Source organism: Aliikangiella litoralis (assembly GCF_052495765.1).
Genome location: NZ_CP199292.1, coordinates 3,375,734 through 3,397,554, shown reverse-complemented (window position 1 = coordinate 3,397,554; position 21,821 = coordinate 3,375,734). Strand labels below are relative to the sequence as shown.

18 protein-coding genes and 1 tRNA gene are annotated in these 21,821 nt (G+C 34.7%); 7 read left to right on the top strand and 12 right to left on the bottom strand.

What is annotated here, in order from left to right:
- Positions 1-10: 10 nt before the first annotated feature.
- The 5 genes from ACT5E3_RS13970 to ACT5E3_RS13950 form a co-directional block, all read right to left on the bottom strand.
- Entirely contained in the window at positions 11-1,969 is a 1,959-nt protein-coding gene (locus ACT5E3_RS13970; protein ID WP_444994158.1) for an ATP-binding protein, read from the bottom strand.
- A gap of 450 nt (positions 1,970-2,419) precedes the next feature.
- A complete protein-coding gene (locus ACT5E3_RS13965) occupies positions 2,420-2,707 on the bottom strand; it encodes a hypothetical protein (protein ID WP_444994157.1) in 288 nt (95 codons plus the stop codon).
- Positions 2,708-2,745: 38 nt separating this feature from the next.
- A complete protein-coding gene (locus ACT5E3_RS13960) occupies positions 2,746-3,585 on the bottom strand; it encodes an SAM-dependent methyltransferase (protein ID WP_444994156.1) in 840 nt (279 codons plus the stop codon).
- A gap of 263 nt (positions 3,586-3,848) precedes the next feature.
- Positions 3,849-5,027, bottom strand: a complete 1,179-nt coding sequence (fabV, locus tag ACT5E3_RS13955; protein ID WP_444994155.1) for an enoyl-ACP reductase FabV — start codon at positions 5,025-5,027, stop codon at positions 3,849-3,851.
- A 184-nt stretch (positions 5,028-5,211) separates the two neighbouring features.
- Positions 5,212-5,288 (bottom strand) — tRNA-Asn (locus ACT5E3_RS13950).
- 321 nt (positions 5,289-5,609) lie between these two features.
- Here ACT5E3_RS13950 and uvrB point away from each other — a divergent pair.
- Positions 5,610-7,613, top strand: coding sequence for an excinuclease ABC subunit UvrB (gene uvrB / locus ACT5E3_RS13945; RefSeq protein WP_444994154.1), 2,004 nt, complete (start codon positions 5,610-5,612; stop codon positions 7,611-7,613).
- A gap of 69 nt (positions 7,614-7,682) precedes the next feature.
- Here uvrB and ACT5E3_RS13940 read toward each other — a convergent pair whose 3' ends face one another.
- Positions 7,683-8,042, bottom strand: coding sequence for a carboxymuconolactone decarboxylase family protein (locus ACT5E3_RS13940; RefSeq protein WP_444994153.1), 360 nt, complete (start codon positions 8,040-8,042; stop codon positions 7,683-7,685).
- 426 nt (positions 8,043-8,468) lie between these two features.
- Here ACT5E3_RS13940 and ACT5E3_RS13935 point away from each other — a divergent pair, with 426 nt between their 5' ends.
- The 3 genes from ACT5E3_RS13935 to ACT5E3_RS13925 all read left to right on the top strand — a co-directional run bounded on the left by ACT5E3_RS13935 (position 8,469) and on the right by ACT5E3_RS13925 (position 13,554).
- Positions 8,469-10,187, top strand: coding sequence for a pentapeptide repeat-containing protein (locus ACT5E3_RS13935; RefSeq protein WP_444994152.1), 1,719 nt, complete (start codon positions 8,469-8,471; stop codon positions 10,185-10,187).
- Positions 10,188-10,397: 210 nt separating this feature from the next.
- Positions 10,398-12,644, top strand: a complete 2,247-nt coding sequence (locus ACT5E3_RS13930) for a DUF5916 domain-containing protein (protein ID WP_444994151.1) — start codon at positions 10,398-10,400, stop codon at positions 12,642-12,644.
- Positions 12,645-12,729: 85 nt separating this feature from the next.
- A complete protein-coding gene (locus ACT5E3_RS13925; RefSeq protein ID WP_444994150.1) occupies positions 12,730-13,554 on the top strand; it encodes a DUF481 domain-containing protein in 825 nt (274 codons plus the stop codon).
- 16 nt (positions 13,555-13,570) lie between these two features.
- On the opposite strand, the gene ACT5E3_RS13920 is transcribed toward ACT5E3_RS13925, so the two are convergent.
- The 4 genes from ACT5E3_RS13920 to ACT5E3_RS13905 all read right to left on the bottom strand — a co-directional run bounded on the left by ACT5E3_RS13920 (position 13,571) and on the right by ACT5E3_RS13905 (position 17,653).
- Entirely contained in the window at positions 13,571-14,203 is a 633-nt protein-coding gene (locus ACT5E3_RS13920; RefSeq protein WP_444994149.1) for an MBL fold metallo-hydrolase, read from the bottom strand.
- A gap of 101 nt (positions 14,204-14,304) precedes the next feature.
- Positions 14,305-16,443 carry a GNAT family N-acetyltransferase gene (locus ACT5E3_RS13915; RefSeq protein WP_444994148.1) on the bottom strand — a complete coding sequence of 713 codons (2,139 nt, stop codon included), beginning with the start codon at positions 16,441-16,443 and terminating at the stop codon, positions 14,305-14,307.
- A 75-nt stretch (positions 16,444-16,518) separates the two neighbouring features.
- On the bottom strand, positions 16,519-16,911 hold the full coding sequence (locus ACT5E3_RS13910) for a DUF4124 domain-containing protein (RefSeq protein WP_444994147.1): 393 nt from the start codon (positions 16,909-16,911) through the stop codon (positions 16,519-16,521).
- Between the two features lie 166 nt (positions 16,912-17,077).
- Entirely contained in the window at positions 17,078-17,653 is a 576-nt protein-coding gene (locus ACT5E3_RS13905) for a superoxide dismutase (protein ID WP_444994146.1), read from the bottom strand.
- A 287-nt stretch (positions 17,654-17,940) separates the two neighbouring features.
- Between ACT5E3_RS13905 and grxD the strand changes: the two genes are divergently transcribed.
- Positions 17,941-18,192: a Grx4 family monothiol glutaredoxin gene (gene grxD / locus ACT5E3_RS13900; RefSeq protein ID WP_444998605.1), complete on the top strand. Its 252-nt coding sequence runs from the start codon at positions 17,941-17,943 to the stop codon at positions 18,190-18,192.
- Positions 18,193-18,288: 96 nt separating this feature from the next.
- On the opposite strand, the gene ACT5E3_RS13895 is transcribed toward grxD, so the two are convergent.
- Positions 18,289-18,471 carry a hypothetical protein gene (locus ACT5E3_RS13895; protein ID WP_444994145.1) on the bottom strand — a complete coding sequence of 61 codons (183 nt, stop codon included), beginning with the start codon at positions 18,469-18,471 and terminating at the stop codon, positions 18,289-18,291.
- Between the two features lie 41 nt (positions 18,472-18,512).
- The gene (locus ACT5E3_RS13890) at positions 18,513-18,770 is read right to left on the bottom strand and encodes a hypothetical protein (protein ID WP_444994144.1); all 258 of its coding nucleotides are present in this window, start codon (positions 18,768-18,770) and stop codon (positions 18,513-18,515) included.
- 393 nt (positions 18,771-19,163) lie between these two features.
- Between ACT5E3_RS13890 and ACT5E3_RS13885 the strand changes: the two genes are divergently transcribed.
- Positions 19,164-19,958: an SDR family NAD(P)-dependent oxidoreductase gene (locus tag ACT5E3_RS13885; RefSeq protein ID WP_444994143.1), complete on the top strand. Its 795-nt coding sequence runs from the start codon at positions 19,164-19,166 to the stop codon at positions 19,956-19,958.
- Positions 19,959-19,988: 30 nt separating this feature from the next.
- Positions 19,989-21,806: a DUF885 domain-containing protein gene (locus ACT5E3_RS13880; RefSeq protein WP_444994142.1), complete on the top strand. Its 1,818-nt coding sequence runs from the start codon at positions 19,989-19,991 to the stop codon at positions 21,804-21,806.
- Positions 21,807-21,821 lie beyond the last annotated feature (15 nt).

Here is a 21,821-nt window from a genome sequence, read left to right as displayed (position 1 = left end):
ATTGCACAGGTTAGGTATTGGCGATAGGTAGGATAAACGAAAATGTTGTCCCTTTATTCCGTTCAGTGATAATTGTAATGTCTTGTTGATGCAATAATAGCAGCTCTCGAGTAATTGGTAACCCTAACCCTGAGCCTTCATTCTCTCTTGTTAAACTACCATCTACTTGTTCAAATGGTTGGAATATTTGAGTGAGCTTATTTTTTTGTATGCCGATACCTTCGTCACTTATAAGTATCCTGGCATATTTTTCATATTTAATTGCAACAACACTAACAACGCCATTATTGCTGAATTTAATTGCGTTACCAATAAGGTTGAGTAGTATTTGATGTAACCTTTTTTTGTCTGCATATAACAGAGGAAGATTTTCTTCGATAGCTATTTCTATTGTTAAGTTTTTATCTTTCGCTATTTGTGCTAGCAATGATTTTACTTCTTTCACTAGTTCCAAAAAGTCTATGGGAGCAGGGTGTAGTTTTAGTTTTCTAGCTTGTAATTGAGAAAAGTCTGTTATGTCTTGGACTAAACTTAATAGTCTTGTACCACACTGTTTTATAACTTCAATTTTTTCGGCATCTTCTTCTGTTAAGGTTTCCGATGTTTCAAGCAATAGTTGTGTCATTCCTATAATGCCATTTAGTGGTGTTCTTAATTCATGAGAGGTATTTGCCATTACTTGATTTTTTAAATTGTCTAACTCTTTTAAGCGTATGCTGACATGTTGTTCTTCTTGGAGTAGTTTTTGTTGGGTTCGTCGATAGTAGAAAAAGAAAGCAGTAATAGAAATAAATAATATAGTTATAACAATAATCAGAGACATAAATTGTTGTTGCTTTAGATTTAGCTCTTGAATAATATTTTGCGAACTTAACAAGTCAATTTGATGATTTTTATTATCTAAATCAAAAACAGCCTGCATAACCGCCATTTGAGTTTCTACTTGTTTATTTTTTACCTCTATATTTAAAGCTATTATCAGTTTATAAACCTGAAGTGCTTCATTTATATTGCCCAGTTTTTCTAAAGCTAATGCTTTGGCTTGGTAGGCTAATATTTGATCGAGTTTGCTACTTAGTTGGGTTGCTATTTTGACGGCTTGATTGGCTATATTGAGTGCTTCTTTATTTCTATTTAATTGTAACAGTGCTTCGGATTTCCAACTAAGCATGTTGACTTCTCTAAATAAACGACCACTTGAGCGTGCTGAAGCAAGTGCTTTATCAAAAAGTACCATAGCTTTCTCTGGTTTTTTTTGCTTAAGATATAACCATCCTAATCCACTTTGAGAAAGTTCTTGTCCTATTTGATCATTTTTCATTTTATAATCTTCAGCTGCTTTCAAATAGTATAAGATTGCCTTTTCAATTTTATTTTGTTCTGAGTAAATATTAGCGTAACCTAAAAAGTATTTTGCTCTATTTCGTTTTTTTGTATCCGCTTCTTCTGCTTGTTTATAAAAGCTCATCGCTACAGAGTGTTGTCCTGCGTTGTAGTATGTATTGGCCAGATTAACCATAACTTTGCTGAGTAAATGGTGCATTTCATTGGCTCTATAATAATCTGCGGCTTCTTTATATTGCACTAAAGCTCGTTCATGAACACTGATTGATTGAAGTACATTACCTTGAAGAACTTTAGAGCGTGCAAGCGCTTTATATAATTTATTTTTTTGAGCAAGTACTTCTGCTTTTTTAGCTCTCTCCATCGCTTTAGGATAGTCACCTAAAAAGTAATAGGCATAAGACGACTCATTTAATATTTTTATTTCTGATACTGGATGGGGGTGTTTCTCTAAATATTGTGCGCTTTCATTGGCAAACTTTAATGCTAAATTAGGCGCGTTTCTAGCATATTTTTCAACTTGAGATGCATACCACTGAGGACTTTTTTCTGTCTGTATTACGGCTGATGAGGTAGGAGATTCTGGGGTTGCTTTAATTGAGTTGAAAGAAGTGAAAATAATCAAACATATACTGACGAAAACTATAAAAATGTAAGATTTAAAAGTTAGTTTTCTCATATATTTAATAGCTGCAAGGCAATTGAGTATTGTTATTCATATCTTAAGTATTATCCCATAAGCTTATCAAAGTAGTTCCTCCTTATAATTTATGCTTAATACTAACCTCAATAAATATAGCACATATACTACTTGACATATAGTTTACTTAATAAAAATGGCAAAGTTGAAAAGTTAGATAGAGAATCTTTTAAAGTTTATTTAAATATGCGAGTTTTGTCATTGATAAGGGGCAATAATATGCCTATATAAAAATATAGGATTAACCGCTTGGATAATGGTTAATACCTTTTTGACGTTAGCTAAAAAAGACTAATTATGAATGTTTAAACTGAGTCTTAGTGGATTCAATTTATTAGCATATTAATATGCTAATAAATTGAATATAAAAAATATTTAATGTGTTCTTCTATTACCTAGACAGCTGGCATTGTTATCAGTGTTTGACTTTAGAAGATTGATATTCTTCCAATCATCACATGTCCGGGCAAGTTCTTCACTTAAGAAATCATTTAGCTGTTGTTGATCCATATAAATGATATCATTGTTGCCTGTTATATTTGCCGCTTTCAACATTTCTTTACGGTTGTTAATTAGCGCTTGTTGATCATTTCCAGAGTTAAAGGCTGCCATTTTTTCTGGGTTAATAGATAGCTCAATATAAAAGTTGCTTATATTTTCCATTTCGTTCTCCTATAGATATTTTAAATACATAAAGTGTTTTAAATTAACACTTCTTCATCAACAGGCTCATCCCATGCAGTTAGATCTGAGTCTGATAAATTTAGCCAACTAAGTCGCTCTTCTGCAAATTCAAGAGGTTTACAGTGAGGTATTACTAAAGTGCTAATCGTTTTTACTGAAGCACTGGGCAAGTCTTTTAGTTTAATCCAATCTATTCTAGGTTCGAATCCTGGTAATGTTGCGGCTTCGTATAGGCAAACCTTGTGATCTTCAGGGTATTGTTCCATCAATAATTGAGTAATAGCTGATAACCCTTGTTTTCCGGCAGTTTGTAATTTTAAAGTGTGCTCTCCGACTAAACCAATCTGCCATAAAATTAATGCTGCGCCTGTGTCTATGTTTCTTTTGGTGAGTAAAAATTGCGTTGCTTCGAAAGAATGACAGCCTGTAGAAGCTGGATCTAAGTTGATATCGGCAAATAGGCAATCTTCTGCGGAGATACCTGGAAGCATTTTAACAGGGTAACCTTTTTTCTCTAAAGCCTCTCTGGCTTTGTGGGTCGATAAAACAAAAATTCCAGGGTGTCCGTAGAATGCAGTACAAACATTTTTTCCTGATTCAACTAACTCTACTATTCGTTTGGCCATTAGTCTGTATGTTTCTCGACGAGTTTTTCCATCTCCATAAAATCGACCTAAATTTTCAACATTTGGGTTAAGGGAAAGAACATGCTGAATGGTGAGTGGGTTAGGAGCAACAAGTAAGACTATTTCTGCTGTTTCGAGGTGGCTTTTGGTTTCTAGAGTCATGTGACCAGGGTGTAAGCCACAACCAACAATAGTTAACTTCCCTTTATTAAGGTTTTGTGAATACTCCATTTGTTTTTCCTTTTGTGTATTATTTCTATTTTTCCTATATCAGTGTAGATTATAATGAAATTTTTTTTCTATTTTTTTATAAAACAATTGAGATTTGTAATATTAATTGCCCAATAATATTGTGTAACCTATTGGAAACAGGCTAATTGTTAGAAGGTGTAGTCGGGTAATGGGATAGTAGTAATAAGAGTGATAAGAAGGGGGGCAGTATAAAGCCCCCTTACTTTAGATTAAGGTAATATATTGTTTGAGCTCTGGACTAACTACCAATTAGCAATTGGACTGATATCTTCGTCATAATTAACATTTTCATAACCAAAACCAAAAAGTTTTAGAAAGTCCAGATGATACCCTGTGTAATCTCCAAGTTCTGGAAAGTTTTCGGTGTTAACTTTCGACCAGATTGCTTTAATTTTATTTTGTATCTCATCATTAGTTTCAACAGTATCCATACGGAGGCGCTTTTCATCATCAACAGGTGGATTGTCAGATAATAGTAAATTATTGAATAGACCATATATCTGCTCAATAACTCCTTCATGACATGCTTCATCTTTCATGACTTGATACATTAGAGAAATATAAAGTGGCATAACTGGGATCGCCGAACTAGCTTGAGTAACAACTGCTTTAAGTGAAGTGACATAAGCTTTTAAGTTAACATCTTTATATTGAGAATTAAGAGTTGCTGAGGCTCTATCTAAGTCTTCTTTAGCTTTACCTATTGTTGCGTGTCCATAGATAGGCCAGGTGAGTTCCTTACCTATATAGGTATATGCTGTTGTACGGCAATTATCTGCCAATACTCCAGCTTGGTTGAGTGCAGAAATCCATAGCTCCCAATCTTCACCACCCATTACTTTAACGGTGTTGGCAATATCTTCATCTGAAGCTGGTTCTAGTGTTACATCATGTACAAGTTTTTTATTAGTGTCGAAGGTTTTTGTGGTATAAGTTCCTCCGATAGGCTTTAAGGTTGAAACATAGGTTTCACCAGTGTTGGGATCGGTTCTGCGAGGAGAGGCTAAGCTATATATAATTAAATCAATTTGACCAAGATCTTGTTTGATTAGTTCTATTGTTTTTTCTTTAATTTCGTTTGAAAAAGCATCGCCATTGATTGTTTTAGCGTACAAACCTGCTTCTTGTGCTTCTTGGTGAAATGCCGCTGTATTATACCAACCTGCAGTGCCTGTTTTTCTTTCAGTTGGCTCTTTTTCAAAGCAAATACCAAGAGTTTTTGCGCCCGCGCCGAATGCTGATGTAATTCGTGAAGCTAAACCATAGCCCGTGGAACAACCTATAACCAATACATTTTTAGGGCGAGCGTCTAGTTCTCCCTGGCTTTTAACATAGTCGATTTGCTCTTTAACGCCTTCTGCACAACCAACAGGGTGAGCATTGGTACAAATAAAACCTCTAATTTTAGGTTTAATAACCATTTTATTAATATTCCTGTTCTAGTTTCAAATACTTGATAAATGACTCGCGCATGTTACCTTGCATTGATACAGATTTAAAGCGTATTTAGCCGACTTGTTGATTATCTAAGGCAGTAGGGAGTTAGTGGAAGGGCTTTTTAGATAGAAACAAAAAAGCCGCTGTAAAAGCGGCTTTTTTGTAATTTGGCTCCCCCTCCCCGACTCGAACGGGGGACCTGCGGATTAACAGTCCGTCGCTCTAACCAACTGAGCTAAGGGGGAATAGTGTCTCTCCTTGAGAGCGAGCGCAATAATAAAGAAGAAAGTCTGGGCGGTCAACTGTGAATTTAAAAAAAATGAAATCTTTTAATACTTTTGGCTAATTAGGTTAAAATCTCGCCATATTATTTCAACTAAATCGCTATTTCAGCTTAATTTATAGCCATTGCTTTTTGCTAAGTTGTACTTTTAAGCTTTTGTGTATTTGTTTGTTTTTTAAACTGATATTTAAAGTTATTTAATGAGATTAACGATCAAACCTAGTTTTACTCTGCCAGTTAAAATACTATTAGCTTAAAGTCGTTTTTGGTGATTATGGTATTTATGAAGCAACGGTTTGAAATTGAATCTCCTTTTAAACCTGCAGGCGATCAACCTGCAGCAATAAAAAAGTTGATTAGTGGTTTAGAAGATGGGTTAAGCCATCAGACTTTATTAGGTGTCACTGGTTCTGGAAAAACTTTCACGATTGCTAATGTTATAAAAGAAACTGGCCGTCCGACTATTTTATTAGCCCCCAATAAAACTTTAGCTGCCCAGCTTTATGGAGAAATGAAGTCTTTTTTCCCCAATAATGCAGTAGAGTATTTTGTCTCTTATTATGACTACTACCAGCCGGAGGCTTATGTACCGAGCAGTGACACTTTTATTGAAAAAGATGCTTCTATAAATGAGCATATTGAACAAATGCGGCTGTCTGCGACTCGTTCATTATTGGAAAGAAGCGATTGTGTGATTGTTGCCTCAGTATCTGCAATTTATGGTTTAGGTGATCCTAAACAGTTTCATAGCATGGTTCTTCATCTCCAGGTTGGAGAAGAGGTTAACCAAAGAACAATATTACGCAGACTTGCTGAATTACAGTTTAGCCGTAATGATACTGAATTACAGCGAGCGACATATCGGGTTCGTGGTGATGTGATAGATATATTTCCTGCAGAGTCTGAGAGGAATGCTATTAGAATCGAGCTTTTCGATGATGAAGTGGATGGGCTCAGTATATTTGACCCATTAACAGGTGAAGTTTTGAAAAAGCTGAATAGGGCAACTATTTACCCTAAGAGTCACTATGTCACGGCTCGGCAAACTTTGTTGGATGCTATAGAAGAAATTAAGATTGAATTTGCCCAGCGGTTGGAACAGTTAAAGGGAGCCAATAAGTTACTTGAGTACCAGCGGCTAGAACAAAGAGTTAAATTTGATTTAGAAATGATGCGAGAGCTTGGTTATTGCTCTGGAATTGAGAATTATTCTCGTTTTTTATCGGGGCGTAAGCCTGGTGAGCATCCACCGACATTGTTTGATTACCTTCCAAAAGATGCGTTATTAATTATTGATGAGTCTCACGTAATGGTTTCACAGATAGGAGCTATGTATAAAGGAGATCGTTCACGTAAGGAAACCTTGGTTGAATATGGTTTTCGTTTGCCATCTGCACTTGATAATAGACCATTAAAATTTGCAGAGTTTGAAAGGTTGGCGCCACAGACAATTTTTGTTTCTGCAACACCTGCTGATTATGAAAAAGAGCATTCGGGTGAAATTGTTGAACAAGTTGTCAGGCCAACCGGTTTGCTTGATCCGGAAGTTGAGGTAAGACCAGTAGGAAGTCAAGTCGATGATTTATTGTCTGAAATTCATAAGCGTGTGGAAGTGAATGAACGTGTTTTAGTAACCACCTTGACTAAAAAAATGGCTGAGGATTTAACCGAATATTTGAATGAAAATGGTGCGAGGGTAAGATATTTGCATTCTGATATTGATACTGTCGAAAGAATGGAAATTATTCGAGATCTGAGAGCAGGGGAGTTTGATGTCTTGGTTGGAATTAACTTATTAAGAGAAGGTTTAGATATGCCAGAAGTGTCATTGGTGGCTATTTTAGATGCTGATAAAGAAGGTTTTCTTCGCTCTGAACGTTCGTTAATCCAGACAATTGGTAGAGCGGCAAGAAATTTAAAAGGTAAAGCGATTTTATATGCAGATAAAATAACAAAATCGATGGACAAAGCTATATCAGAAACTAACAGGCGAAGAGAGATACAACACCAGTTTAATTTAAAACATGGTATAAAACCTAAGGGGGTTCAGAAGGAAATCAGTGATGTGATGCAAACAGGGAAAACGGTAAAAGTATCCAATAAAGGTCGCCAGAAAAAAGTCGCGGAGTCAAGTGCGAACTACCGAGTTGAATCACCTTCTCAAGCTGCACAGGTTATTGCAAAGCTTGAAAAGGAGATGCTTGAAGCAGCAAAAAACCTAGAGTTTGAAAATGCAGCTCAATTGAGAGATGAAATTGCTAAATTAAGAGAACTTCTATTTAAGTAACCTTAGATTACTTAAATAGGCTACTTACTTAATAGGAAAGCAGTGGGCTATTCTCATTTAATTGTTTTATTATGTTTGAGCCTGGTTTTCTGTAAATAGAAAATCAAGACTTTCAGCTGCATGTCGTGCATGTGGAATAACAATCGAGCCTCCAACTAATAGTGCAATGCCGATAGCCTCATCTATTTCTTCTCTGCTATATCCCATTTTTACTGTTGTTTCTAAATGATAATCGATGCAATCATTGCATCTCAAAACCATTGAAGCTGTTAAGGCCAATAATTCTTTAATGTTAGCGGGTAGAGCTGCATCTTTATAGGCTTGCTTATCAAGTGACATAAGACGCTTGGTTACTAAGTTTTCCGTATCAAGTAATTTCTCGTTTCCGGCTTGACGTTTCGCTCTGAATTCTTCAAATGGATGTGGCATAACAATTCTTAAGTTTGTAAGGTTAGAAATGAATGATAACGAAGAATAAAAATAAATTGAAATATTAAATGCTGTCTTAGTCAAATCGCTTGTTTGGTATAAATAACTTTAATATTTGATTGTTACTCTTTGTTTTATATGGTATTTTCTTTGTTTAAAATGAGAAATAATCAACTTTGCTATTTGAGTTAAGTTTTATTTTATAGTTTTGCAACTATAATTATTGAACAGTGAGATTTATCTATTTAAAAAGTAGGCGATACAATAATTAATCCTATTTATTAACTAGTGTCACCTCAGGTAAAATATAGTTATTAATATAACTCGTGTTATTAAATAGTAAAAAATAATAATGACATAAACGGTTAGTTCTTATGTTTTGTTAAATCGTTTGTGTTATTTGATAATTGTTAAATGGAAATAGGTATGAATCAAGCATTAACGGATCCTAATTTTTTCATTAAGTCTGAAAATTGGCAACGCTGGAAAGATTCTCATGGTCAAGAAGATATTATTATCGAAAATGTTGAATTCAGAGACTTTGATTTTTGTAATATAGATTTTTCAAGAGTTCGCTTCTTAGGTTGTTATTTTGATTGTTGTTTGTTTCAAAATGCTAATTTAATTTCGACTAATCTTAGTCATTCAAGCTTTCATGCATGCGATTTTGATGGTGCTAAGATGATTGCTAGTAACTTATCTCATTCTGAGTTTAGAAAATGTAATTTTCAGCAGGTGAATTTATTAACCGCAATTTTAAATGATACATCCATTATCAATTCAGACTTAACTCATTTGGATTTACAAAGTTTTAACTTGATCGGCATTACGTTAGATCTGTGTGATCTAAGAAAGCAGAATTTAGCCGGTAAAAATTTAACCAATGCTAGCTTGAAAAGGGTAGATCTTCGTGGGGCAAATTTAGACAAGACTATTTTTAACGGTGCTAATCTGGCCGAGAGCTTGTTGACTGATGCTCAAATTAGAGCCACGCAATTTAAGTCGAGTAATTTAACGGGTATCGATTTTGTTGGTGCTGAGCTTTCAAGAGTTAATTTTGAAGGTGCATCAATGCGCGGGTGTGATTTCAGAGATGCTGATTTGTCTGGTGCATGTCTGGCCCGAGCTGATATTACGAACACGAGTCTATTCAATGCAGAAACAATTGGTTGGGACATTCGTGATATACGTTGTGATTATGCCTACTGGGATAGAGATAGTACTGTTAAGACAGAATATAAACCTCATGAATTTGAGCGGATTTATGCTGAGTCATTAATTATTGAACTCAAATATGACTTTAGATTAACTGCCAATGAAATTGCGACACTACCAATATTAATTGATCATCTACAAGCTTGTCATTGGGGAGTTGCTCTTAGATTGAAGTCAGTTAAAGATATTGCTGGTGGGGCGCTAGTGCAATTGGTTGTTGATGAAGCTGGAAATTACTCGCTCAATGATTTAGAAATTTCGTTGAAAGAGGAAGCAAGCCGAATACAAAACGCCCAACTTGCTTTGCGTGCTGATCGTAATATGCAAAAGCGTTTTAAAGAAGCAATAGCGGGCATTAAAGATCAATTTTGGCCTAGGTTATTGGAGTTAGCCGCAGAGCATGAGCTTGATCAGGTGAGAAATTTTTGTGTTTTATTTATCGATTTAAAAGGTTTTACTTTATGGAATGAAGGTGTTGTCTCTGAGAAGTTGTCGTTGTTTCGTGGTTTGTTAAAGCCAATATTAGAAAGATGGAAAGCTAGCTACCCAAATATGGAAGGAGATTCCTTAAGAGCGACTTTTCGTAGTGCCAGAGCAGCGGCTGAGTGCGCTTGTATGATAAGAGATGTATTAATGTCAGCTGATTTTGAGCTACGTATTGGTATTGATTTAGGACAAGTATCTATTGTGCATAATGAAGTGACCGACCAATCTGATTTAGAAGGTAACGCTGTGAGTATGGCTGCTCGTTTAGAGTCTATGGCTGAGGCTGGAGAAATAATTGTTTCTGAGAAAGTGAAGCACTATGCAGAACAAGAAACAGGCAACTTTGTGTTTTATCCTCGTAAAAGCCAATTAACAAAAGCTATTGGTAATAAAAAAGCGGGTGATTGGGTCAATATATACCACTTACAAAGAAAATTAAATTAGTTAATTTATAAACGGGTTATCTCTTTTTAGTGATTCATTGAAAAAACTTTGTAATCTCTATTAGTTATATAATTGAGGATAATAAGAGGTGCTGCCTATTTTGGTTATATTGAACTTGAATAATTCAATATATTTGATACCTTTGTCGACCTAAGTGGAAGAAAGAATTTCGAAGAGACTTATTGCAAAGTCCGTGGATAAAAAATAAAAGTGATAAAGCTTCAAACAGCCATAAATTTGAAAGCTATTTTTCGAACTTTCAGTACTGGGTTCTTATTATGCGTTATATCTTTTCAGGTATGTGCTTTTAATTCTATTGGTTCCGTTCCTTATATTTCAAAATCAGCTATTAACCTAGATGGAGAGTTCGACGAAGCTGAATGGTCACAAGCACTTGAAATATATCTTAATTTTGAGACATCGCCCGGCGAAAATATACCTTCACCTGTTGGTACTAGAGCCTTAATTTTTGAAGATGGTAGTAATCTGTATATTGCGTTTGAAGCAAATGATATAAAACCTGAATTAACTAGGGCATATTTGAGTGATCGGGATAATATTAGTGCCTCTGATTTAGTTGGGATTAAGCTTGATACTTTTAACGACTCTAGAAAAGCCTTTCAATTTAAGGTAAATCCGCTCGGTATTCAGGCCGATAGTATAATTGATGAACAAAAAGGGACTTCTGATGAAAGTTGGGATGCCATTTGGTATAGCGTTGGTAAACTCACTTCGCAAGGTTTTAATGTTGAATTACAAATTCCTTATAGTGCGTTAAGATTTGAAGATGGTGAGAAAATAAAAACATGGGGGCTTGAAGTATTTAGAGAGTGGCGAAGAGATGTCACTCACAACTTATCAAATCAGATCATCGATCGCAATATTGGCTGTGAGCTTTGCCAAATGGGAAAAGTTGATGGTTTTTCTAAAGTTAATGCACCGAGCAACTTTACATTAATTCCTTCGCTTACTGTTATTAAAACAGATTCACGAAGCTTAAATGCTAACAGTGATTGGGTTTCGGGGGAGGTTGAAGACAGAGCAAGTATCGATTTTCGCTGGGGGCTTGCGCAAAATACCTACTTAAATGCAACAATAAATCCTGATTTCTCACAAGTTGAGGCCGATTCTTTAGAGCTTGAAATCAACAGTTTGTCTTCATTATATTTAAAAGAAAAGCGCCCATTTTTTCTAGATGGCGCTGATTATTTTAGTAATTGGAGCCGTCTAGTTTATACACGAGTATTTGAAGAGCCTGAGTACGGAGTTAAATTAACAGGGAAGGAAGGGGAACACAGCTACGGTCTAATTAGTTTACAAGATAAACATACTCAGTTGCTTGTTCCTGATGAGTATGGCACTCAGTTGGTGAGGTTGGAGGATAAGGCAAGCCGAAATCATATTTTTCGTTATCGCTATGATTTAGGCGATACAGGAAATATAGGTACAACACTTACATCACGTGAAGCTGAAGACTATCGTAACCAAATGCTAGGTATTGATGGTAAGTTATGGTTGAGTGAAAGTGATTACTTTAAATTCCAAGCATTGACTTCTGAGAGTTTATATCCAGAAGAAATAGTTAATAATGTTAGTCTTGCTCAGGAGAAAGGTATTTCTGGAAATGCTATATCTTTAAACTACACACATACCAGTAGAAATTGGGATTGGTTTACAACATACCACTATTTTGATAGCGATTTTAGAGCTGATACTGGTTATATTGGATATAGTAATTGGAAGAGGGCTGCTATTGGTGGCTCAAGAACTTGGTTTTCTGATGAGCAAGGTAGTTGGTGGAAGTCTCTGAATATCCTTGTTGACTGGGCTGATTCTAAAGAAATCAACGGCGCTAAATTAGATGACGGTGGAAGTATTTATATAACTTTAAAAGCGACTTATGAGTCTATTTTAGGATTTGAATTAATTGACGTTAAGGAGTATTACTTGGGGCATGCTTTTGATACTCAAAAACAGACTTTTTCTGCTGAATTAAATCCATTATCAAATCTTGCTATGAGTTTTACTTTAGTATTATCAGACGAGATCGATTACGAGTTAATTGAATTGGGTGATTCTCAACTAATAAAGTCAAGTTTTGATTATCAGGTGACACGCCAATTGAATACAGAATTTGAATATATATATAAGGCTTTCCAAATAGATAATATGGATATTTACGATACTGATATAATTAATTTGAGTACTTCTTATCAAATTGACGAAAGAAGCTTTATTCGTTTATCTGCTCAAGGACAGAGTACTGACTTTATTATAGATGAACAACGGGATAGGAAAGTACTCGCTTCTCAGTTAATTTATTCTTATAAAGTTAATCCCTTTACCTTATTTTATTTAGGTTATTCTGATGGCTATATTAGCAATATTGATCATCCTAATTTGAAAAAAACAGATAAAACGTTATTTATGAAGTTTTCGTATGCTTGGCAGTTGTAATCTTTTTTACTAAGTTTTTTTTTAACTGTATAATATCGTGTAGTGTGTTCTAGAAAATTAAATGAAAATGATAGGAATTATTTAGATGAAGTTGTTTACTTTAAGCTTAATGAGTGTTTCATTAACTTCCTTATTAAGTCTCCCTTTAAAAGCGGATGACTTTTTTTTAGCAAAACCTTCAGAAACTGATGACACGATTGTTAATTGCAAAGATTCTGTTGAAGGCTGTACTGGTCAATGGACTGGTGGCATAGAATTTGGTTATGTTGCCGTTTCTAGTAATAAAGATACGACTTCATTAAATGGCCGTTTTGCTTTGTCTTACGAGATATTGAAATGGAAACATGAGGGGTTTATTTCTACAGTGACCAGCTCTTCAAAAGAAAGAGATAACTCTGGCACAGTGATAGAAACCGATTCAGAAAAATATGTTGCTCAACTTCAATCTAATTATAAGTATAGTAAAAAGTCTTATGCATTTGGGATTTTAGATTATGACAATACTAAAGACTCTGGATTCGAATACCAAGCATCTGTTGCATTTGGTGCCGGTTATAACTTTATTAAAAATGATGTACATATTTTAGATGGAGAACTTGGTTTTGGTAAACGTAAAAGCAAGACAGAAGCAACAGACCTGTTAGCTTCAGAATCAAAAAGTGAAAGCATAACAAGGATTGCAGGGATATATAAATGGAAGATCAATGCCAACTCAAAATTTGAACAAAAATTATCCACTGAAATTGGCGATGATAACACTATCTCAAAATCTTACACCGGTTTATCAGCTAATGTAATGGATAACCTTGCATTAAAGTTATCTTATGCCGTAAAACGACAATCGGATGTGCCTGTAGGCAGTAAAAAGACTGAAACGATTACATCATTCACCGTCGTTTACTCATTTTAATTAATGAGTGTAAATTTTACTCTCTAAGCGCTGAGTCACTAACAAATGGGTTGCTGGCTCTTTCTGATTTAAAATCTGACATAGGCCCATGTCCAGGAACAAACCTTGTATCCCCCCCAAGAGGCCATAGTTTTTGTGTAATTGAATTGATAAGAGTATCGAGATCACCCTTAGGGAAATCAGTTCTACCAATTGAGCCTTTGAACAATACGTCACCAACAAAAACAAGTTTTGATAGTTGATGATAAAAAACCAGATGACCGGGGGTATGCCCTGGACAATGGAGTACTTTAAGTTCTTCTTTGCCAACTTTGATAACTTCTTCGCCGTTTAACCATTGATCTGGTTGACAGTTTTTTGCACCTGGAAAACCATAATTTTCAGCTTGTTTTTCGATTCCACTCAACCAGAACTCATCTTCTGGATGTGGCCCAATAATGGGTAATTTGAGTTGCAATGAAAGCTCATTTGCTCCACCTGCATGATCTAAATGGCCATGTGTCAATAATACTTTAGATACGATAATTTTGTGATGCTTAACCAAAGCTATGATTTTTTCTAGATCTCCGCCAGGGTCAATCACTGCGCCTTCCAAAGTTTCACTACACCAGATCACAGAACAGTTTTGCTGGAATGGTGTTACTTTCACTATTTCGACTCTTAAGCTCATAGATCTTTTATCAAAATGACTTGTAGCTACTATGCTAACAAAATTTATTAAACAGACCTACTTTTTATGACAAAAAATGACTAGTCACCTAATAAGGCTGATATCAATTTCTTTAATTTTGCTAGAATTTGTTTTTTCCCTGTTAATTGGTATTCGGTAGATAACCAATTAAAAGGTTGTTGTTTTAAAATGAAGTCGATCAAAAAATGAGCATCTTCTGCTGATACCGATGATTGAACATATAAATGGTTTATTTTTTGTGTTAGTAGTTTAACTAATAACCAATCAACCATTGAGTAACTTCTTGCATTGCGAGTAAACATAGTTATTTCTTCTAATTCGTATTGACTAATTGGTTGTTTAGAATGAATCAATTGATGTTGTAAAAGTTGTTGTATGACTCCATTTTGCAATAACTTCAAACTTCCATTTAGTTTATAGAGAAAGCTTTCATTTAATCTGGATACTAGTTGTTTGGTAATTGGCTCTAATTGGCTATTAATTGTTTTGATGACTTCACAAGTGAAGGCTCCTGTTGATGAATCTCTTGCGTTACCAAAACGAATAAGTGAGAAACCATTTTTAAACCAAAACTTAATGATCTTAGGATCAACAGCGAAACTAGCACCAATAAAGTCAATATTATTTTTTATAGCTAAATTATTAATTTCTGAAATCATATCACTTCCGATGTGGTTGGATTGAACTGATGGATGAACTGCTATTCTCATAATTCGATAAAAACTCATTTTACCTGTGTTTTGCATTCCATAGTTTGCTATTAACGACTGTGGTAGAAGTTCTCCTTTTAATCGTTTTTTTGATTCATAAATAGTTTGTATTATTGTTTGATTTAAGTTGCCTTCTTGGCAGATAAGAGCCACAGCATGAATCACTCCAGATCGATCGGTTAACGTTGTAATAAGTAAGTTATTATCGGTTAGAATCCTTTCAAGATCGGCTGGTCTTGTTTGGTAATGGGCATTGATCAGTAATACAAAAATTTGTGTTAATAAATTTTCATCATATTTTAAGGTTGATTTATCGACAAGTCTAAAATAAAGCTCGTCATAACTCACTAGTGTTGTTTTATTTAATTCTTTTAATTGATTGCCTAATAACAACGCTTTAAAGCACGATTTCTCTAGTTCATCGGTATCTGACCAGCGAACAGGTGCATAGAGAGAAGCAAAACGAGTTTGTGGATACTTTTGTATAAGTTTTTGTTTGAAACGTATTTCAAAGCCTTTACCATTTCCTTCATAGCCATCTGTCGTTGTTGCGAAAACGATTCTATTATAGCGCTCTATTATTTGTTCTAATTGAAAAACAGGAATCGCTGCTGCTTCATCAATTAATAAGAGATTAGCATGCGGCTTATTAGCAATTATTTGATCAAGAGGGATGAATACCAGTTCAGCACCACCATCATAGGTAATATCTTTATTGTTATTTTCTGTTGATACTAAATGCTTATAAAAAGAATTTAGGTTATTAATATGAGGTGCAGTGACAATAATTTTTATATTACCATGCTGTAGTAACTTTGAAGCTGCAATACCTAAAGACGCTGACTTTCCTCTTCCACGGTTTGCTGTAATAACTAAAGGTCTTTTAGCGTGTCCTTTTGCAACTTTTATTATTTTTTGAATGAGTAATCGTTGCTCTTGATTAGATCGAGTTGTTGATACTTTGGAGGGGGGGGGATTGGTTGAGTAGTAAGTTAAATGCTTTGTCATAATAGATAAATATTGATTTTTTAAACTAAACAGAATTACTCTGAGTAGGGTAGGTGATATGTTGAAACTTAAAAGTTTTGGGATTATTGTTGAATAGTCTGGTTGAAGACTTTGACGTTGTTTAATTATTTCGAGCAACATATCAGATAAAATATCAGGCACTGTCAATACTAAGTAGCCACCACCAACTAATGTACCACAGGCTGCGGCAAATAAATTACTATCAAAGTATTGTTGCGCATTAATAAAAATGACGTCAAACTCATTACCTAGTTGACTTGAAAAAAGTTGATTCTTATGATTGGCTTCTTGGTTAAATATGATAGTAGATGATTGACCTTCATCTAGTTTCTTTTTTAGTTGTTCTATCACCTTTAAATTTTGTGCGGTGAGTATAAGGCCACGAATATTGGCCTTTTTTAACTGTTGTTGCCATTCAAGAAATTCTGATGAAGGTATTGACATTAAGTTTCTAGTCATTGCTATTATTCATATTGATTTGGATTATAAACTAAAAACTTATTTCTTGCTGATAGTAAGCTAACAAAGCTTATTTTAGCAATATTTCTGATATTCCCATCTTATTTTGTTTTGTTTGTATTTTAACTGGTCAAACTCTTTTACTTTTAGCTTAGTTCGTAACATTTCGGTTACTTTTGATATTTCAATTTTGAGTTGCTGGCATTTTTGTTGAACATCGGGTTCTTGTGCATATGATTTTTGTTTGTTTTTTCTTTTTATTATTAGCTTAGTGTCAGTTTTTTCCCATCTAATAGTATCGATTTGACGTGTTTGATATATTTTGAAATTTACACTTAAAGGAGGTTTATCTGAATAGTGATAAATACCAGCTGAATCTTTATAGACATAAATTTTGGCTATAGTCGTAGTTGAAAATAAAGCGAGTAGCGTTAACGTAAGAGTGCATAATAAATTTTTGTACATCATAAACAATCCATGTTTGTATATTTTGAGAAAGGGATATATTAAATGTTGGAAGGGTAATAAGAAACGGGCAAGCTCGTTAAGCAATGTAAGATATTAGCTTGATAATAAGCAAGATATTGGCTTAAATAGTGTCCATAAAGAACACTATTTAAGCATTTACTGCTTTTTAGGCAAAATTAGCTGAAACAAAATCCCAGTTAATAATTCCCCAGATAGCATCTAAATATTGAGGACGTGCATTTCTATAGTCTATATAGTAAGCGTGCTCCCAAACATCGATAGTAAGCAGTGGGGTGTAATCTTCGGTTAATGGGCAGCCAGCATTACTAGTGTTAACTATTTCTAGGTTTCCACTGCTGTTTTTTACAAGCCAAGTCCAACCTGAACCAAAATTAGTAGCAGCTGATGTCACAAATTTAGATTTAAATTCATCCATTGAGCCAAAAGCACTGTCAATGGCGGCTGCAAGCTCACTTGATGCTTCAGTTGAGTTAGGGGACAGACAGTTCCAATAAAAAGTATGATTCCAGATTTGAGCTGCATTATTAAAAATACCGCCTTCAGAGCTTTTTATGACTTCTTCTAGGCTCATTGATGCGTATTTTGTGTCAGCTGTCAGATTATTAAGGTTTACAACATAGGCATTATGGTGTTTACCGTAATGAAACTCGATTGTTTCTTCTGAAATAGTTGGGGCTAGAGCATCCTTAGCATAAGGTAATGCTGGAAGTTCAAAAGACATTTTATTCTCCTAGAATATTATTAATTGTCGACCTGCAGTATTTTAGACTGAAACCTCGTCTTGTTACAGAGGTTATTCTTAGAAAACGACATTTGATAGCGTAAATCTATAATTAACTCCAACTGGATACGAGATATTTAATCTAATTCGATAAGTTCACATAGAATCATAAGATGAAAACAGATAGAATTCGTAATAACTTAGATTGACAGTAACTTTTGAGGTTGAATGTGGAAACTGTAGATAAAATTAAGCAGCAAATTGAAGAAAATAATATTATTTTGTATATGAAAGGTTCTCCCGAGTCGCCAATGTGTGGTTTTTCTGCCCAAACATCTCAAGCGTTAATGTCTTGTGGTAAGGAGTTTGCTTATGTTGATGTTTTACAAAATCCTGATATTAGAGCCGAACTACCTAAATATGCTAATTGGCCTACCTTTCCACAACTATGGGTTAAAGGTGAGTTGATTGGCGGATGTGATATTGTTTTGGAAATGCACCAAAATGGTGAACTAGCTGAAGTAATTGAGTCTGCTTAGCCTGTTTTTTAGTTCTTCGAGTTTTTAAATCAATAAAGGCTCCAATATGGAGCCTTTATTGATCACAGACGATAAAATTATTCGTTTACTTTTTAATTACTCTAACCAGCTAGAAACATTAGTTAAACCTGCTGCTTCGTATTTGTTTGATTCTTCTTCCATTTTTTTGATTGCAAGCTCTAAGTCAGATTCTTTAAAATCGACGGTCTGCTTTACTTCTGAGTAATTAGCTAGCTTTCCATGCTGAGTGTTTTGATGATTTATTTCATTATTTAACATGCTAGCCTCCTTTGAGTTTGTATTACTTTAAAATGAATAACTCATGCAAAAGTACAATTTGAGGATTGATTTAATAATCCAAAAAAGTGCTTTGCTGTTTGATTGATCTTTTTGTCAATTGACCTATCTGAATACCAGTCTTCAGGATACGAGCCAATGAGTTCTATATGTTCGCGGCGTAAAGGTGTATCTACTTTCGACTTGAGTAGAATATCTGTTGCAATATGGAAGTTTGCAAAACGTTGTTTGTCTGTCCCAAGGCAAAGCCTACCATTATCTAGTGTGTACCACTTCATCATACTAGTCCTCCATAATTTTGTTGTACTTACCATTCATTAAATGGTTGGTTTCGAGGAACTACCGATAGTAGCAAATTTAATGACAATAAAAGGGAACTTGTTCACAAAATTAAACAGATTAAAATTTGTTATTATAAATCAGATGGTTATGCCTCTGGTGATGTGTCTTTTATGCAAATAAATCAATGGTTTAAAGTTTTGTCTTGCTAAATTTATTAATTTTTAATTTGAACAACCCTATATGGTATTTAATTAAATACCATATAGGGATTTTAAATAATGAAAAATAGATGGGATAACTTTTGTTACAGTTGATAAATGTTATTTATTTGGTTTGTTATAGTTGCTAGGCTTATACTTCTTCGCAATTGAATAAGATGGCTTACAAAATTAGTGTATAAAAATAAGGTAATTTGGGTTACTGGTGCATCATCGGGGATTGGTAAAGCCCTATGCGTTGAATTTGATCGCCTTGGAGCGAATTTAATTTTATCTGCTCGTGATCTCGAAGCATTACAAAAACTTAAAGAATTATTAAAACATCAGTCTAAACATTACATTGTCAATTTTGATTTAACGGAAACTAATACAATACCACTAATAGTAGAGCAAGCATGGAGTTTTAACGGAAAGGTAGATACCTTAATTAACAATGCCGGTATTAGCCAACGTTCCCTGGCGCTCGATACCTGTTTTGAGGTCGACAGAAAAGTAATGGAGCTCGATTATTTTGCACCTGTAGCACTAACAAAATCTATCCTTCCTCGTTTAGTACAGCAAAAGTGTGGAATGATTGTTAATATTGTAAGTGTGGCTGGCAAAGTGGGCTCACCTATGCGGAGTGCATATTCTGCTGCTAAACATGCTTTAATAGGATTTATGGACTGCTTAAGGGCTGAAACAAAACAATATGGTATTCGAGTCGTTAACGTTTGCCCTGGCTTTGTTAAAACAAATATTAGTTTAAATGCTCTAACTGGTGATTTGAGCCAATATAACAGAATGGATCATGAAATAGAGAATGGAATGGCTGCAAATGAGTTTGCGCAGTTATGTATCAAGCATCTCAATTATAAAGATGAGATAATAATAGCCAGAGGGCTACCAAAGTTAGGGTACCATTTACACCGTTTTTTCCCCAATTTATATCATCGTATTTTACCAAAAATTTATAAACGAAATAAATAATAATAACAGTGATTAAGGAGTAAGTTGACAGTGAAGAAAATATTGATCTGGTTTTTGTCCATCATCACTGTATTACTTCTTATTGTTAGCGGTTTTCTACTTTACGAGTGGAATGCTAAGCCTTTATTTATTAATAATTTTTTTAATCGTTTTGCTTTGAAGCTAGTATTAGAAAAGCCAGAAACATTAACTTCTCTTCATTTTCTTGAGCCGTGGGGTATACGGGGTCATAATACTGAATTAGATGATGTGAGCCCCGAATCAACAGAGGCTTTTTTTAAGTACATTGCTGAAGAATATAAAGTTTTAAAGACTTATAATGAGGATGAACTTCAGCCCGATGAGTTGATGTCAAAGCGTATTGCTGAGTATTTGTTTCAACTCGCAGAAGAGGCCGAACCTTTTAAGTTTCATAATTATCCTATTAATCAATTGTTTGGTGTTCAAAATGCTTTTCCTACATTTATGGAGTCGCAACACCAAATTAATGATTTGAGAGATGCACAGGATTATGTGGCTCGGCTAAGTAAAATAAAGCTTAAGTTTTTACAAGCAGCACGGGGTGTTAAGCTAAGAGCAGAAAGTGGTATCGTGCCGCCTCGCTTTGTGATCAATCGTGTGATAGAAGAAATGTCTCAGTTTACTTCTATTGATGTCGAAGAAAATATTTTATATAAGAGTTTACAAGATAAACTTAATCAACTTGGAACAATTGATGAACAATTAAGTCAATCCTTACTAAATGATGCGAAAACAGCTATAGAAAAGGACGTGTATCCTGCATACCACTCCTTAAGTGAATCTTTAAAGGTTTTAATTGATAAAGGAGATGACAGGGATGGTTATTGGAAGCTACCCGATGGTGATAAAGCTTATCATTTAGCGCTTAAAATTTTTACTAGTACGGACTATACCCCAGACTATATTCACCACGTAGGACTTAATGAAGTTGCTAGAATACAGCAGCAAATTACCGAAATTTTAGTCGGTGAGGGACATGATACTTCTGGTAGTTTTTACAATAATATTAGTCGTTTTGCCCAACAAGAGTCATTCTATTATGAAGATTCTCATGATGGGCGCCTGCAGATATTAGCCGATTACCAGAATATTATTGATGAAATCCAGTCTAATATGGGAGATGCATTCAATATTCGAGCAAAAGCAAAAGTTAAGGTAGAACGAATCCCCGTTTTTAAAGAAAAAACAAGCCCTGGGGCTTACTACAACCCTCCTGCAATAGATGGCTCAAGACCCGGGGTATTTTATGCCAACTTATATGATATTAAAGCAACGCCTAAATATAGTATGAGAACGCTGGCTTATCACGAAGCAATTCCAGGTCATCATTTTCAAGTATCTATCGCACAAGAACTTGAAAATATGCCCTTGTTTAGAAAGTTTGCTCCATTCACTGCGTACTCTGAAGGCTGGGCTCTTTATGCCGAACGTCTTGCATGGGAGTTGGGTTTTTTAAGTGATCCATATGATAATATAGGCCGCTTGCAAGCTGAGTTATTTCGTGCTGTAAGGTTAGTGGTTGATACTGGTATTCATGCTAAAAAATGGTCTAGAAATGAAGCCATCGATTATATGATTAAGAATACCGGAATGGCTGAGTCTGATGTAATTGCAGAAGTCGAACGCTATATAGTAATGCCTGGGCAAGCATGTGCATATAAAATTGGTATGATGAAAATTTTAGAGTTAAGAGCCAAAAGTCAAAAGTCACTTGGCGAACGTTTTAAGTTAAGTGAATTTCATGCTGTTATATTACAAAATGGTGCCGTTCCTTTAGATATATTAGAAGAACTGGTTGAGCAATATATTAATAAAAAGCTCAATTAAAATTAAGAATAAGCC

Excerpts from the sequence above, each read along its gene's own strand:
- ACT5E3_RS13905 (WP_444994146.1), bottom strand. The coding sequence starts at position 17,653 with ATGTCTTTTGAACTTCCAGCATTACCTTATGCTAAGGATGCTCTAGCC.
- ACT5E3_RS13940 (WP_444994153.1), bottom strand. The coding sequence starts at position 8,042 with ATGCCACATCCATTTGAAGAATTCAGAGCGAAACGTCAAGCCGGAAAC.
- ACT5E3_RS13935 (WP_444994152.1), top strand. The coding sequence starts at position 8,469 with ATGAATCAAGCATTAACGGATCCTAATTTTTTCATTAAGTCTGAAAAT.
- grxD (WP_444998605.1), top strand. The coding sequence starts at position 17,941 with ATGAAAGGTTCTCCCGAGTCGCCAATGTGTGGTTTTTCTGCCCAAACA.
- ACT5E3_RS13915 (WP_444994148.1), bottom strand. The coding sequence starts at position 16,443 with ATGACTAGAAACTTAATGTCAATACCTTCATCAGAATTTCTTGAATGG.
- uvrB (WP_444994154.1), top strand. The coding sequence starts at position 5,610 with ATGAAGCAACGGTTTGAAATTGAATCTCCTTTTAAACCTGCAGGCGAT.
- ACT5E3_RS13910 (WP_444994147.1), bottom strand. The coding sequence starts at position 16,911 with ATGATGTACAAAAATTTATTATGCACTCTTACGTTAACGCTACTCGCT.
- ACT5E3_RS13965 (WP_444994157.1), bottom strand. The coding sequence starts at position 2,707 with ATGGAAAATATAAGCAACTTTTATATTGAGCTATCTATTAACCCAGAA.
- ACT5E3_RS13925 (WP_444994150.1), top strand. The coding sequence starts at position 12,730 with ATGAAGTTGTTTACTTTAAGCTTAATGAGTGTTTCATTAACTTCCTTA.
- ACT5E3_RS13890 (WP_444994144.1), bottom strand. The coding sequence starts at position 18,770 with ATGATGAAGTGGTACACACTAGATAATGGTAGGCTTTGCCTTGGGACA.
- ACT5E3_RS13960 (WP_444994156.1), bottom strand. The coding sequence starts at position 3,585 with ATGGAGTATTCACAAAACCTTAATAAAGGGAAGTTAACTATTGTTGGT.
- ACT5E3_RS13895 (WP_444994145.1), bottom strand. The coding sequence starts at position 18,471 with ATGTTAAATAATGAAATAAATCATCAAAACACTCAGCATGGAAAGCTA.
- fabV (WP_444994155.1), bottom strand. The coding sequence starts at position 5,027 with ATGGTTATTAAACCTAAAATTAGAGGTTTTATTTGTACCAATGCTCAC.